We start from the raw sequence: 12,856 nt of genomic DNA, 5'->3' as shown, positions 1-12,856 counted from the left end.
CCTCGAGCCGTCGACGATGCCGACGATCGATTCGCTCACTGCCATGCGGTTGGATTGTGATGACCCCTGCTTAAAGAATTCGGCCAATGAAAGGGTTCGACGGGCGAAACCTGGCGAAACGGGCGGCCACCCGTCACCGGTTCGATCGAGAGTCGAGACCGTCGAAATGGCCTTTCGTTTCGGTTTTCGGCCGTGTGAGTTATGTGGGCTCAATCGAAACGACCCAAGCGAATGGCGGGATCTGCTCGGCTCTGCGTGACAAATCAAAAGGGAGGCGTCGGCAAGACGACCGTCGCGATCAACCTCGCCGGTGCGTTGAACGATCGTGGACACGACGTGTTGTTCGTCGACCTCGATCCACAGGGGAACGCGACGGAAGGACTCGGCTTGCTCAAGACCTACGACGCACAGCCACCCACGCTTCTCGATGCGCTCGTCGAGCCATCGGCCGTCTCGCTCGCGGACCTCGTCCACTCCCATCCCGAGATGGACGTCGTTCCGAGTAACGTCGACATGAACGCGGCCGAATCGACGCTCAGTCAGGAACCGGACGGCGAAACCCGCCTCGATACCCTCCTTTCGGCAATCGAAGCGGACTACGACGTAATCGTCGTCGATTGTCCACCCTATCTCGGGATGGTCACCGACAACGCGCTCGTCGCGACGGAGAATCTGGTCGTTCCGGCACTCGCCGAACCGACGAGCAAACGATCCCTCGAGCTTCTGTTCGATTACGTCGGCGCGCTCGAACTCGATCACGACGTCGAGATCGACCCCCTAGCGCTGGTCGCTAACCGCATCGAGACCACGCGGGAGGCCGATCACATGCTCGAGTGGTTCGAGGAGGCCCTACCAGACGTCCCGCTGTACCGAATTCGAAAGCGAGTGGCACTCCAGCGGGCGTTCGCCGACGGGACGTCCGTATTCGCCAGGGAAGAAGAGACGGACATGCAAACCGTGTTTCTCGAGATGGCCGATATGATAGAAGCGGCGTTCGAACTCAAGGAGGTGCCGGCATGACCGACGATCGGGCCCGGCGCATTCGTAACCTCCGGAACCGAAACGGACGAGGACAGGAGTCGGACGACGACGAGTCGAACGACGCCGAGGAGCCTCGAGACGAGGGCGAGCCGGCGTCGGCCCCGACAGCTACAGATGGGAACGGCGACGACGAGTCCGACGCCAGTGACGACGAGCCGACGGACGAGCCAGGTGGCTCTGCGGACCGCTCTGAGGACCTCGCAGACGGAGCCGAGACGGCGAACGCGACCGACGGGTCAGACTCAGAGAGCGGCGACGAACGGACGATTGAGTCGACGACGGACGAAGGACCCGACGAGCAACCGGTACCGGCCGAGCCCGAATCGACCGCCCAGGCTGGTCACCAGACTGAACAGCTGACCGCCTCCGGATCGGCCGACTCCGAGTCGATGGACGCTGGCGGCGATACCTTCAGCTACGACGAGTCGGCAATCCCGAGCGTCGCCACGGGGAGTACGACGGGAGCCACACGGCAGTTGACCCCGATGGTAGATCCGAACCACGCCAAGGAGTCCCCGTTCGGCGGTGCGATCGCCGACGACGCGATTCAGTCGGACTTCGTCGAAGACGCTGGAGCGGAGGCGACACTCGATGCGGCGGCAGGACCTGCCGACGGAGCTGGAGGGGTTGGCCGCGGCGGGGCCGTTCTCGAGCAAGGCGATGGCCTCGTTGCGTCCACCCACGACGCCGACGGCACGATCCAGATGCTCGAGTTCTACCTGAACGACAACCGCTACGCCGTCGAAATCGAACGAATCAGCGCGATCGTCGAGATGAAAGAGATCACGCGGTTCCCCCGTGGACCCGAGGCGATCGACGGCGTCACCGACCTTCGTGGCGAGATTACGGCCGTCCTCGACCCGACGGCCATGCTCGACGTCGAGCGAAACGAACTCACCGACGATCAGTACATCGTCGTCTTAGAGCGCGACGACGACAAGCAAAAGCTCGGCATTCGCGTGACGGACGTCTTGCAAGCGGCGACATACCAGAAGTCACAGATCGACGAAACGGGCAGCGTAATGGACTCCTCGGGTGAACACCAACACGAGTTCATCAACGGTATCGTCAAGAAAACGACCGACGGCCGGACCGCGCTCGTCACCTGGCTCGATATCGACTCGATCATCGAGAACACGAGCTAGGTTCGATCGGCGCACCTACCACAATCTATGGCAACAACGAAATCGACCGCGGAAGCCAGCACGCACGTTCTCGAGTTCAATCTCGGAGAGAATCGATACTGCGTCGACATCGGATACGTCGCGGAGATCGTCAACACGGATAAACTCACGCCGATCCCGAACACGCCCCCACACATCGAGGGCGTGATGGATCTGCGCGGCGAAACGACGAAGATCGTCAACTTGCGAGAGATTTTCAGTGCCACCGACGACGAACGACTCGGTGAACGAATCATCGTCTTCAAGCGCAAACGCGGTGCCAACGAACGGATCGGCTGGCTCGCAGACGAGGTCCACCAGGTGAGGGAACTCCAGACGGATCTCGTGGACACGTCGGTCGAAGGTTCGGAGATCGCCGGTATCGTCCGTCGTGAGGAGGAGTTCGTCCTCTGGATCGACCCGACCGCCGTCCGCGTCTGAGCGGCCGATTACACGGAATACAGGAGAAAGCTCACGACGGTAGCTGTGGGATGAATCCGTGAGCTGGATGTGGCGTAGTAGCGTAGTCAGCAGTACCGGAGTTCCTACGTCGGGAAACGCCGTCTTCGACGGTATCAGAGCTTCGCTCTCTTGTCTCGCGTGGTACCAAATCCGATCGAACCAGTCCACGACGTACCACTAAGCGGAACCCAGTTCCGCGAGGGCAGCGGAATCTTCGGTTCCGCCAGACTTCGGGTGACGCGAACCGTGGTATCGTGCGGGCTGAATACCCCGTCATGGAGCGACGAGCGGTATTCGTCGCGGCGAGACGCCGACCGCGCGTCGGACGGAGCCCGTTTGGCCGGGCTACACGCGCTGCAACGCACTCCCTTGGTCATAATTGGGAGGCAACCGTCGAGGTGGGACGCGAAAGCGTACTTCGCCACCGAGGAAACGCGCAATCTTGAACTCCCCTTCGGGGAACCCCACGACGTCAGTCGTGGGAGGAGGTCAAAGAGCGCCACACCAGGCGATCGACTGGCCACTCCTCAGCAACCGATTACTCCTCATCGGTGTCGTCGTTCGCTTCATCATTCACGTCCTCGTCGTCCATTTCCTCGTTGTCGACTTCTTCATCGTCCACGTCGTCGTCTTCGTCATCATCTGCCGCTTCGTCGTCGTCCGGCCCTTCATCGGCCTCGGTGATCTCGAGGTCGCCGATCATCGTCGTTTCGTGTGGCTCACAGACGTACTGGGCCATCTCGTCGGTGGCCTCGAACTCGAGGAACTGGTCTTCGCCACCTTCTTCTTCGATTTCGGTCTGGAGGTCGTCGACGACCTCGCCGTCTTCGTCCCAGATCTCGATATTGTGCTGAGAGCCGTCGCCTTCTTCCCACCCCATCTCGTACTCTTCACCCTCCTGGAGGGCGAGCGTCGGGTTCTCTTCGCCCTCGATCTCTTCCGGTTCGACGCCGAGCCAGCCTTCGGTAAGCCCCTCGAAGACGATCTCCGTTCCCGGCTCGATCTCGATCCCGTCTTCGTCGTCCGGTTGTTCGTCGTCCGGTTCCTCCTCGTCGTCAACGGGCTCTTCGTCGTCCGGTTCTTCGTCGTCGACCGGTTCGTCGTCGGCACAGCCGGCGATCAACGCAGTGATACCGACCCCGCCTGTCACTTTGAGTACGTGTCTCCGTGTCGTATCGTCAATCCCACGCATATCTGACACCACCACTCCCAGAATTGTAAATAAATTCGAGTGTGTTTGTGAATATAGTACATTTTTACCTGAGTCTGAGCTATCTGAATCGTGGTTGTTCTCGGATTGAAATAGAACGCTGCTGTGTCCGTCTCGAACTATAGTAGTCACTGCACGTCAGTGCGCACCAGCTCGCCAGACCGACCGGCGGTCAGTGTGCAACTCGGTGCAGGTGTTACTATAGTGATGACTGGAACGAGCCACCCTCATGGTATATCTACCCCGCGATGAGGCGTCGACTGACGCTGTAGTCACTCAGCTGGCCGGTTCACTCGAGCAACTCGTCGCTACAGTCTGGCAGTGGATCGGCGACGACGCCGTTCTGCCGCCCGAGTACGCGAGCGTGTGGCGCACACACGAGCCGGTTGTCGTCCCAGGGGATGTGTAACTCGACGACAGCTGGTCGGCTACACTCGGGCTCCGAACACTCCATACCCGTCTCAACGAGACCTGGAGCTTCAGCATTTCCCCGGGCTCGAGCCGTCGAGGGCTACAGGACGAACACCGCGACGAGAAAACCACCCAGAATCGACAGCGTCAGCAGGGCCTGGACAGCCGTCGATGCGAGAATTCCGACGGTCGCATAGAGCGCAGCAGTAATGCTCCGATCGAGGTCGCCGTTTCTGACGAACTCGAGGACCAAGACGGTCCCGAAGAGCCCAATCAGGAGTCCGATCGGGCCGGTCACGAGCATGAGGACGATGCCGACGGCGGCGGCACTGGCGGTCGTCGTCCACGACGCTCCGCCGGTACGGGCGGCGATCGAACCGCCGAAGAACTCGAACAGGAGCGTTAACACGCCGAGAGTGGTGAGGACGACGAGCCAGATAGGGCCCGGCTCGGCGAACCCGGAGTGCCACCAGTAGAGGTACAGCCCCGATAGCGAGAGGAGTCCGCCCGGTACCAGCGGGATGAGCGTCCCGACGACGCCGGCGACGAGCAGTCCGATCGCGAGGATCGAAACGACCTCGACCATACGTCCCCGTCGGTCGCACTCGAGAAAGCCGTTTTGTCCCACTGACCCGCTACTGGCCGTCGGCGAGGGCGGGCTCTCCGGAGACGGCGAACCGGTAGCCGACCAGGACCAACGGTGCAGCGAAGATGCCAACGACGACGAGGCCGAACGCGCCGAAGATGACGCCCATAACGCCCTCGACGGGGCCAGCGAGGACGGCAGCGACGAGACCCGCGGCGAGCAACAACGCCGGCCCACCGAGGAGGGTCGCCGCCAGCCGCCACAGTCGCTCTCGAGCCAGGGCGACGCCAGCGACGAGAAGCAATCCGCTGGCGACCGCGAGGGCGGTGCCGACGACGACCCACATCGGCGAGTTCCCGCTCCGAAAGAGCACGGAAACGACGAGCATTCCCGGAGCCGCCGCAGCCGCGAGGACTGTGCCACGGCGCACGGTTAACGGTCGAACCTCACCTGCCTGGAACCGCCGGAAAAGCCATCCTCCAGTAATGACGAACGCCACACCGACCGCAGCGAGGATCGTCGTGATCGGTGCAATCACCGTCGTCAAAGCCATGCCGGGATCAATGTCCGGGGTTACGGCGTAAAATTCCCCGTTCGTCTCGACGATCGGGTTTTCGAGCGTGCCCGGCGCTGTCGATGCCGGCTCACCGGTCTCGATAGCGTCTCGAGCGGCCGACTCGGCTTCGTCGACTGGGGCGGCGATTTCGCTGGCTGCCGACGCTGGATCGCGCTCGTCGAACTCGAGTGTCACCGACTCGCCGTCGACGGTCGACTCGAAGGCATAGACGGCTCCGTCGAAGACGACGTACTCGTAGCTGTCCGTGGCGAAAAACTGCGCCTGGGCGTTTGAGACCTCGCCGTCGAACTCGCCGTCAGTCGCTGCGGTTTCGACGGCCTCACGCGGTTCGTCCCCGAGCGGGCTCCCAGTGTCCACGACGTAGACAGTGTGGTCGGACTCGAGCGTCTCGGGTTCGGTTGCGGGATCGAATGCGGTCGCCGAAACGGTCGCCTCACGGTCCTGAGCGACGATGCCGACCGCGTTGAACGAGAGCACGAAGACGAGGCCGACGACGACGAGAGACACCGCGAGGACGTGGCGGTGGCGGATCAGCAGGGACATGACAGCCGGTACAAACGTTCCAGTAAAAAACGTACTGGATTAGGAGTTTACTTAGCGCACCGTTGCAGGTTCCTCGACCAGCACGGTTATACCGGACTCTGCAGACGTGTGGGTATGACCAGAGGCGCGATTATCGTCGGCGCGTCGTCCGGTATCGGCGAGGCGCTCGCTCGAGAGTACGCCCAACAGGGGTGCGAAATCGGGCTGACGGCACGCAGAACGGAGCGACTGAAGCGTATCGGTGCCGAGTTGCCGACCAAATCCTACGTCGCGACGATGGATCTCACCGACGCAGAAGACGCCCGCGAGGGTTTTCTCGAACTCGCAGAGGCGATGGACTCGGTGGACCTCGTGGTGATCAGCGCTGGCGTCGCCGACGTCAACGACGACCTCGAGTGGGCCGTCGAACGACAGACGATCGACGTCAACGTTCGTGGCTTCGCGGCCATCGCGACCGCGGCTCTCGAGTATTTCGAGAGGAATCAGGACCCTGCGAGCGACCGGGACGGCCACCTCGTCGGTATCTCCTCGGTGGCTGCTCACTTCGGCAACGGTGGCACACAGGCGTACAACGCCTCGAAAGTCTTCGTCTCGCGATACCTCGAGGGACTGCGCGTCCGACAGGCCAGTGCCGACACAGACGTCGTCATTACCACCATCGAGCCGGGGTTCGTCGACACCGACCTCGCGTACGGCTCGTTCTGGCAGTGTTCGCCGGAGACAGCGGCAAAGCAGATCGTTCAGGCGGTCAAGAAGGAACGAGATCACGCCTACGTCACCCGTCGATGGCGACTCGTCGCGTGGGTGCTCAAAGCGACGCCGAAACCGTTGCTGCGGCGACTCCTGCCCTGACGGCCCTGGAGATGGTTAGCCGCGGAATCTGTCGCGGGCTTCGAGGGCCGTCTCGGTCCCGTAGTGGTCGATGAGCGGACAGAAGGCCTCGCCGATGGCGCGCATGCACTGCCCCGTCGAGTGATACTCGAGCCCCTCGGCGACGGACGCCCAGTCTCGCCCCTGTAGGGCGCGCAGAACGAGCAGTCGTTCCTCACGAGCCGAGAGGTCGACCGCGTCCGGGTCGTCGAGGAAGTACCGAACGGCCAGTTGCCGAAACGGCCGAGGGTCGACGTCGAACAGGCCGGGGCCGTACGCCGCCCCCGCGACGACCCGCCACTCGTGGTCGGAAAGCTCGACCGGGGGTGCCGATTCGGGAGGAACGCTTCTGAGGGCCAAACGGGCCACGTCGGGCTCGAGATCACGGAGCGTATCTGCACACACTGACGGGAACCGGCGGGCGAACCACGTCGTGTGGCGATCACAGAGCGCCCAACCGGCTTCGCTCGTCGGCGCGAGCATGAGCGCGGAGTATTCGCCACTGGCGTCGTTTCTGGTGGTCGAGACGTGGACCGTCCGGTATCCGTTCTCGCGCCAGAACGAAAGTAACCTCGCCGTTGCGCCGAAGCTGGTTCCGAGCCAGTCGACGTTTTCGGCGAACTCCGTCCGGATTCGCTCGAGCAGGTGTGAGCCGAGCCCCTGTGATCGGACCGCGTGATGGGTGGCAATGCGCACGACCCGGATGCCAACCGGGTCGCCTGCGGACTCGTCCCGAAGTTGGCTCGTGAGCACGTCCGGAAGCATGTTCCCCCGGACCCGACCGCCCTCGTACATCTCCGCCCGGGTTTTGTCAGCGAGGCCTCCCTCGCGAGCGAGCAGCGCGACACTAACGACGTGGCCGTCGTACACGAGCGCTCGAGCCTCGAGATTGGGCGCGTCGAGCAGCCGAGCGAGGTCGTTGGGTTCGGTCCGGTAGTGAGCGAGGACGAGCAGGCCGAACGCTTCTCTGAGCACGGGCTCATCTGTGAGCAGTTCGTCGTGCTCGAGTCGGCGGTACTCGACCGCTCCGGGGTCGGCGTCCGCCACGAGGGGGTCGACCGGCGGCCGTGCGTCGAGCAACAGCGCACGGAAGGCCCACACCTCGACGGGATCGCCCGCCGCATAGCGGATCGGCTCCCGCAGCGTCCGCGCTTCGACGACGTGGTCGCGTTCGGCGAGCCGATCACGGAACCGGACCGAAAAGCCCCGTCCGGCACCCTCGTAGCCGTGGATCGTCGTCGCGAAGGCGATCCGGTCGGCCGCGAGCAGCGACTCGAGCAAGCGAACCGGAAGCGCTGCGGCCTCGTCGACGATCACGATATCGGCACCGTCGAGCGATCCGTCGTCGACGAGCAACGTGGGTGTGCGAAAGCGGATGCACCCGCCAGTCGTCGTCTCGAGCCGTCTCGAGGCGCTTTCGGCGAGTCGGTCGAGCGCCACGAGCCGTTCGCGGGCGCGTTCGAACACTTCGCGAGCGTTGCGCCACCGCGGTGCGGTGACGAGCACGTCCTCGCCGGACGCCGCGAGCGCACCGGCGGCGAGTCCCGCGGCGCTCGACTTTCCGCGACCCCGGTCAGCCTCGAGGACGACGGCACGAGCCGTTCCCTCGTCGGCCGCCCCAAGCGACTCGAACGCCCCGACTGCGTCGACCTGATCGGCCGTCTGACACGCTTCGTACACGGCTGTGGGAAACGAGGCGTCAGCAGGTGCCTCGAGCGGGGGTGTCGACTCCGTTCGCTGCGGTGCTGGCCGTGTCAGCCCATCGTCCTCGATACGTTCAGCCTCGAGGTCGACGACGGCGATTCCACGATGGGCGTAGAGCGTCTCGACGAGGCGGTCCCGGAACCGACTCGTGACGTCCGCCAACGAGTACGGCGGAACGGCAAGCGACTCGTCGAACGTGTCCTGGACTTCGGACCACGACTCGAGCGGGGGTGTGAGCAACACGAGCAGCCCACCGCCATCGACCGCACCCGTGACCGTTCCCAGCGCGTTGGGTCGGAGCCCATCGTGGACGTCGAGGGCGACGACCGCTTGCGTCGTCCCGAGGAGTTTCCGGGCATGAGCCTGAGTGACCTGCTCACAGCGGAGACGGTCGTCCGGTCCGACCAGCGTCGTCGCCGTAATCGCCACGGGAAGTGCATCGAGGACCGACTCGAGAGCGGCGTATCCTCGCTCGCGCTCGCCCGAGAGCACCAGCAGCCGTCGCTCGTTCGTCGCACTCGCCTCACCGGCGAGGGATTCGGCGAGACCGACGACGTCGAAACTCATGCTCGAACGTCGGGTGGCCCGGAAGTAATAGCCACCGGACCCGGGTGGAATTCGGGAGGGGGACGAGTGGTGGACGGGAGGAGCGGCGGACGGGAAGAGTACCCGTGTGGCGCTATCGCACAGCTCCAGCAGTTTGAACACGCTTTTAAGGGGGGCAGCGCTACTCCGTAGTACACCCTACGCGGGGTTGATGATGCTCCTAGCCTCACAGGACTTCCGCCGGAATCGATCCGGCACGGGATGCCCAGCGTCCCGGACGGCAGGGGAGCGCGAGCCCACGTGTAGGAGAGGTGAACAACCAATGTCAGTCTACGTAACCACAGACATCCCAGCCGACCTCGCAGACGACGCCCTCGAGGCGCTCGAGGTCGCTCGAGACACCGGACGAGTAAAGAAAGGAACGAACGAAACGACGAAAGCGATCGAGCGCGGCAACGCCGACCTCGTCTACGTCGCCGAAGACGTCTCTCCTGAAGAGATCGTGATGCACATCCCCGACCTGGCGGAGGAGAAGGGTATCTCCGTCGTCTTCATCGAGACGCAGGACGACGTCGGCCACGCTGCCGGCCTCGAGGTCGGCTCGGCCGCCGCGGCGATCGTCGACGCCGGAGAGGCCTCCGGTGACGTCGAAGACATCGCCGACAAGGTCGAGGACCTCGACTGAGGTGATCGAACATGAGTGCTGAAGAAGAAAACGGCGGCTCAACCCCCGCCGAAGTCATCGAGATCGTCGGCAAGACCGGCATGCACGGCGAGGCCATGCAGGTCAAATGCCGGATCAAGGAGGGGGAGAATCAGGGACGAATCATCACCCGTAACTGCCTCGGACCGGTCCGCGAAGGGGACGTCCTCCAGCTTCGCGAGACCGCCCGCGAGGCGGACTCCATCGGAGGACAATAATGGTCGAGAAACGCACCTGCGACTATACGGGCGAAGAGATCGAGCCCGGAACGGGCATCATGTACGTCAAAAACGACGGGAGCGTGCTCCACTTCGTCGACTCGAAGGCGGAGAAAAACTACAAGCTCGGTCGTGAACCCCGGGACCTCGAGTGGACCGAAGCCGGCCGCGCCGGTAAGGGCCCCGTCCAAGAGGAAGCGCCTGCGGTTGAAGACGCCGACGAACCGTCCGCGGACGAAGACGAGGTCGACGACTCAGAGGCAGACGAAGCCGCTGAGGACGAGGCGGAGTCCGACGACGAAGCCGCAGACGACGAGGACGAGGACGAAGACGACGCAGACGCCGAAGACGAATCGGCCGACGCTGACGAGGAGGACAACTAACCATGGCCGACACCGAGCGGACGTTCGTGATGGTCAAGCCCGACGCCTTCGCGCGTGGGCTGGTTGGCGAGGTCGTCTCCCGACTCGAGGAGCGCGGGCTCAAACTCGTCGGCATCAAGGTCATCAACATGCCCGAAGAGCGTGCCAAAGAACACTACGCCGAACACGACGACAAGCCGTTCTTCGACGACCTCATCGAGTTCATTACCGCAGGTCCCGTGGTTCCGATGGTCTGGGAAGGCCAGGACGCGACCCGTCAGGTCCGCCAGATGATCGGTGAAACCGATCCGCTCGAGGCTGCCCCGGGCACGATCCGAGGCGACTATGCGCTCGACCTCGGCCGAAACGTCGTCCACGCGGCCGACCACGAAGACGAGGGAGCGAACGAACGCGAGATCGCGATTCACTTCGACGACGACGAACTGATCGACTACGACCAGCACGACGCCGAGTGGCTCTACGAGTAGACGCCCGTCGTCCAATCGGTTTCGACGCTCAGTAGTCGATCACAATTTCTTACCGACGGTCACATCACTCGAGCGCCTAGTTTACAATCATATTTTTTGTTTGTGTATTTTAGACAGGTATCGTTCGTGGTAGACGTAACATCTAATGTGTCGCCTGCAGTAGACTCTGCTGGTGGTTTCGAATGGTAACTTACGGTAGGTGGTCCGGGGATGCGTGAGACCGAACGGGAATCGACGACACTCGTCGCGGAGTCGACACCGTCGTTGAATCTCATTTTCGATCTGCTCTCGAATCGCTGCCGACGCTATGTGCTGTACTACCTCTACGACCAGCCAGACGGGGTCGCGACGATCGAGGACGTCGCCGACCACGTGGTCGTACTCGAGATGCAGGAAACCGGTGCTGACACTGAGGTGAGCGCCGACGAGCGGAGCCACGACGTTCGGGTCGAACTCCAACACGTCCACCTACCGAAACTCGAGGACGCAGGAATCATCGAGCTTGACCGGCGCAGCGAGACGGTCCGGTACTGGACCCAGCCGTCGCTCGAAGAGTGGCTCGAGCACGCAAAGCATAAGGAACTCTCGTAAGCGACACCGTTCGAAACCGAGCATCAGTCGACGACGGTCGTAGGGCGTTGATTGGTGGTACGCTGAAAGGTTTAACACGAAGTTCGTGGTTGCTCTCCGTGTCGTCTGTATCGGCTCTCCACTGACCGAACGACGTGAGGTGTGATATCGTTCCACTCCTCAACACTTAACAGGAGAGATACCGATATAGACTAACAGGTGTTATCAATGACTGACCACGAACTTCCACCACTTCCATACGATTACGACGCACTCGAGCCATCGATCTCCGAACAGGTCGTCACCTGGCATCACGACACCCACCACCAGGGCTACGTAAACGGCCTCAACAGTGCCGAGGAGACGCTCGCTGAGAACCGCGAGTCCGGCGACTTCGACTCGACGCCGGGCGCGCTCTCGAGTGTTACCCACAACGGCTGTGGTCACTATCTCCACACGCTGTTCTGGGAGAACATGTCCGCTGACGGCGGCGGCGAGCCAGAGGGCGACCTCGCCGACCGAATCGAGGCGGACTTTGGCTCCTACGAGGGCTGGAAGGGCGAGTTCGAGGCCGCCGCCGGCGCCGCCGGTGGCTGGGCGCTACTGGTCTACGACCCGGTCGCCAAGCAGCTCCGCAACGTCGCCGTCGACAAACACGACCAGGGCGCACTCTGGGGCTCGCACCCGATCCTCGCCTGTGACGTCTGGGAGCACTCCTACTACTACGACTACGGCCCGGACCGCGGCAGCTTCATCGAAGGCTTCTTCGACGTCGTCAACTGGGACAAAGTCGAAGAAGAGTACCAGAAGTGCCTCGGCCACTTCGAGTAAGCGACGAGCCAGTCAATCCCGCTGTTTTTTGATCGTTCGCGAACGAGCGACGGCTCCGTCCTGCGTCGCCGCCGGTGCAAGCCACTGCCGTGATCCACAGTGAAAAATGGCAACTACAAGCGTACACGGCCGCCCAGGACGAACCACCCGACGGCGACCGACCGAGCCAACACCGAGCAGGCGGCCCCGATCCCGTATCTCGATCGCGGCTGGTCGGTCGTCTTCGTCGAGCCGTCGGACGCGTCTATGGTCGTCGGCGAGTACCGGTCGCCGCTCGCCAAAACGATAGCCGACGAGCGATTCGAGCGACTCGCCTGGAACGCATAGGACGTCTGTGAGTATCTCGACGCCAGTCGGTCGGGCGAACGACTCTCGCTCGACGTGACCGGCACCGATCGGCTGGTGTACCACGGCCATTACCATCAGAACGCTCCCGGAACCCTCCCTGTCGAACGCAACTCGGCGACTTCGAGGGGTACGACCGCCCGAAACACCCACTCGAGATGTTGGCGGACGCACTCGAGCGGCGGGGCTGAGAGTCGTCCGACCGTCGGCGACGCGAGCCCAGAAC

Annotated in this window: 16 protein-coding genes; 11 read left to right on the top strand and 5 right to left on the bottom strand. The window is 63.1% G+C overall.

All coding sequences use genetic code 11. The annotated features are described in order from the left end of the window. The first annotated feature begins 231 nt into the window (after positions 1-231). From AArc1_RS06965 to AArc1_RS06955, 3 genes are read left to right on the top strand one after another with little or no spacing between them, the layout of a single operon-like run. Positions 232-1,020: a ParA family protein gene (locus AArc1_RS06965; protein ID WP_117363692.1), complete on the top strand. Its 789-nt coding sequence runs from the start codon at positions 232-234 to the stop codon at positions 1,018-1,020. Beyond that, on the top strand, positions 1,017-2,186 hold the full coding sequence (locus AArc1_RS06960) for a chemotaxis protein CheW (protein WP_117363691.1): 1,170 nt from the start codon (positions 1,017-1,019) through the stop codon (positions 2,184-2,186). Before AArc1_RS06965 ends, AArc1_RS06960 begins: the two co-directional genes overlap by 4 nt. A gap of 27 nt (positions 2,187-2,213) precedes the next feature. After that, complete coding sequence (locus AArc1_RS06955; protein ID WP_117363690.1) at positions 2,214-2,645, top strand: chemotaxis protein CheW; 432 nt, start codon at positions 2,214-2,216, stop codon at positions 2,643-2,645. A gap of 559 nt (positions 2,646-3,204) precedes the next feature. Here the strand turns inward: AArc1_RS06955 and AArc1_RS06950 are convergent. The 4 genes from AArc1_RS06950 to AArc1_RS06940 all read right to left on the bottom strand — a co-directional run bounded on the left by AArc1_RS06950 (position 3,205) and on the right by AArc1_RS06940 (position 5,993). Next, the gene (locus tag AArc1_RS06950) at positions 3,205-3,858 is read right to left on the bottom strand and encodes a plastocyanin/azurin family copper-binding protein (protein ID WP_117363689.1); all 654 of its coding nucleotides are present in this window, start codon (positions 3,856-3,858) and stop codon (positions 3,205-3,207) included. Positions 3,859-4,165: 307 nt separating this feature from the next. Next, positions 4,166-4,330, bottom strand: coding sequence for a hypothetical protein (locus tag AArc1_RS18980; protein ID WP_186336659.1), 165 nt, complete (start codon positions 4,328-4,330; stop codon positions 4,166-4,168). A 57-nt stretch (positions 4,331-4,387) separates the two neighbouring features. Beyond that, positions 4,388-4,873 (bottom strand): DUF456 domain-containing protein, encoded by a 486-nt coding sequence (locus AArc1_RS06945; protein ID WP_117363688.1) that lies wholly within the window; start codon positions 4,871-4,873, stop codon positions 4,388-4,390. A gap of 49 nt (positions 4,874-4,922) precedes the next feature. Further along, positions 4,923-5,993, bottom strand: a complete 1,071-nt coding sequence (locus tag AArc1_RS06940; RefSeq protein WP_117363687.1) for a hypothetical protein — start codon at positions 5,991-5,993, stop codon at positions 4,923-4,925. Between the two features lie 114 nt (positions 5,994-6,107). On the opposite strand from AArc1_RS06940, the gene AArc1_RS06935 reads away from it, so the two are divergent. Next, complete coding sequence (locus AArc1_RS06935; protein ID WP_117363686.1) at positions 6,108-6,845, top strand: SDR family NAD(P)-dependent oxidoreductase; 738 nt, start codon at positions 6,108-6,110, stop codon at positions 6,843-6,845. Positions 6,846-6,860: 15 nt separating this feature from the next. Here the strand turns inward: AArc1_RS06935 and tmcA are convergent, their stop codons facing one another. After that, the gene (gene tmcA / locus AArc1_RS06930; protein WP_117363685.1) at positions 6,861-9,134 is read right to left on the bottom strand and encodes a tRNA(Met) cytidine acetyltransferase TmcA; all 2,274 of its coding nucleotides are present in this window, start codon (positions 9,132-9,134) and stop codon (positions 6,861-6,863) included. A gap of 301 nt (positions 9,135-9,435) precedes the next feature. On the opposite strand from tmcA, the gene rpl7ae reads away from it, so the two are divergent. From rpl7ae to AArc1_RS19605, 7 genes are all read left to right on the top strand, one after another. Beyond that, positions 9,436-9,798 (top strand): 50S ribosomal protein L7Ae, encoded by a 363-nt coding sequence (rpl7ae, locus tag AArc1_RS06925; RefSeq protein WP_117363684.1) that lies wholly within the window; start codon positions 9,436-9,438, stop codon positions 9,796-9,798. An 11-nt stretch (positions 9,799-9,809) separates the two neighbouring features. Further along, complete coding sequence (locus AArc1_RS06920) at positions 9,810-10,034, top strand: 30S ribosomal protein S28e (protein WP_117363683.1); 225 nt, start codon at positions 9,810-9,812, stop codon at positions 10,032-10,034. Continuing rightward, a complete protein-coding gene (locus AArc1_RS06915; RefSeq protein WP_117363682.1) occupies positions 10,034-10,417 on the top strand; it encodes a 50S ribosomal protein L24e in 384 nt (127 codons plus the stop codon). Before AArc1_RS06920 ends, AArc1_RS06915 begins: the two co-directional genes overlap by 1 nt. A 2-nt stretch (positions 10,418-10,419) precedes the next feature. Beyond that, positions 10,420-10,884: a nucleoside-diphosphate kinase gene (gene ndk, locus AArc1_RS06910; protein WP_117363681.1), complete on the top strand. Its 465-nt coding sequence runs from the start codon at positions 10,420-10,422 to the stop codon at positions 10,882-10,884. Between the two features lie 210 nt (positions 10,885-11,094). After that, positions 11,095-11,475, top strand: a complete 381-nt coding sequence (locus tag AArc1_RS06905) for a DUF7344 domain-containing protein (protein ID WP_117363680.1) — start codon at positions 11,095-11,097, stop codon at positions 11,473-11,475. A gap of 207 nt (positions 11,476-11,682) precedes the next feature. Then, complete coding sequence (gene sod / locus AArc1_RS06900) at positions 11,683-12,285, top strand: superoxide dismutase (RefSeq protein WP_117363679.1); 603 nt, start codon at positions 11,683-11,685, stop codon at positions 12,283-12,285. A gap of 99 nt (positions 12,286-12,384) precedes the next feature. After that, the gene (locus AArc1_RS19605; RefSeq protein ID WP_133412280.1) at positions 12,385-12,612 is read left to right on the top strand and encodes a hypothetical protein; all 228 of its coding nucleotides are present in this window, start codon (positions 12,385-12,387) and stop codon (positions 12,610-12,612) included. The last annotated feature ends 244 nt before the right edge of the window (positions 12,613-12,856 follow it).

It is taken from the genome of Natrarchaeobaculum sulfurireducens, from assembly GCF_003430825.1.
In the GTDB taxonomy this organism is placed as follows: domain Archaea; phylum Halobacteriota; class Halobacteria; order Halobacteriales; family Natrialbaceae; genus Natrarchaeobaculum; species Natrarchaeobaculum sulfurireducens.
This window is presented reverse-complemented; position numbering and strand designations above follow the sequence as displayed.

Excerpts from the sequence above, each read along its gene's own strand:
- AArc1_RS06905 (WP_117363680.1), top strand. The coding sequence starts at position 11,095 with ATGCGTGAGACCGAACGGGAATCGACGACACTCGTCGCGGAGTCGACA.
- tmcA (WP_117363685.1), bottom strand. The coding sequence starts at position 9,134 with ATGAGTTTCGACGTCGTCGGTCTCGCCGAATCCCTCGCCGGTGAGGCG.
- AArc1_RS06920 (WP_117363683.1), top strand. The coding sequence starts at position 9,810 with ATGAGTGCTGAAGAAGAAAACGGCGGCTCAACCCCCGCCGAAGTCATC.
- sod (WP_117363679.1), top strand. The coding sequence starts at position 11,683 with ATGACTGACCACGAACTTCCACCACTTCCATACGATTACGACGCACTC.
- AArc1_RS06960 (WP_117363691.1), top strand. The coding sequence starts at position 1,017 with ATGACCGACGATCGGGCCCGGCGCATTCGTAACCTCCGGAACCGAAAC.
- AArc1_RS18980 (WP_186336659.1), bottom strand. The coding sequence starts at position 4,330 with ATGGAGTGTTCGGAGCCCGAGTGTAGCCGACCAGCTGTCGTCGAGTTA.
- AArc1_RS06935 (WP_117363686.1), top strand. The coding sequence starts at position 6,108 with ATGACCAGAGGCGCGATTATCGTCGGCGCGTCGTCCGGTATCGGCGAG.
- ndk (WP_117363681.1), top strand. The coding sequence starts at position 10,420 with ATGGCCGACACCGAGCGGACGTTCGTGATGGTCAAGCCCGACGCCTTC.
- AArc1_RS06965 (WP_117363692.1), top strand. The coding sequence starts at position 232 with ATGGCGGGATCTGCTCGGCTCTGCGTGACAAATCAAAAGGGAGGCGTC.
- AArc1_RS06940 (WP_117363687.1), bottom strand. The coding sequence starts at position 5,993 with ATGTCCCTGCTGATCCGCCACCGCCACGTCCTCGCGGTGTCTCTCGTC.
- AArc1_RS06915 (WP_117363682.1), top strand. The coding sequence starts at position 10,034 with ATGGTCGAGAAACGCACCTGCGACTATACGGGCGAAGAGATCGAGCCC.
- AArc1_RS06945 (WP_117363688.1), bottom strand. The coding sequence starts at position 4,873 with ATGGTCGAGGTCGTTTCGATCCTCGCGATCGGACTGCTCGTCGCCGGC.
- rpl7ae (WP_117363684.1), top strand. The coding sequence starts at position 9,436 with ATGTCAGTCTACGTAACCACAGACATCCCAGCCGACCTCGCAGACGAC.
- AArc1_RS06955 (WP_117363690.1), top strand. The coding sequence starts at position 2,214 with ATGGCAACAACGAAATCGACCGCGGAAGCCAGCACGCACGTTCTCGAG.
- AArc1_RS06950 (WP_117363689.1), bottom strand. The coding sequence starts at position 3,858 with ATGCGTGGGATTGACGATACGACACGGAGACACGTACTCAAAGTGACA.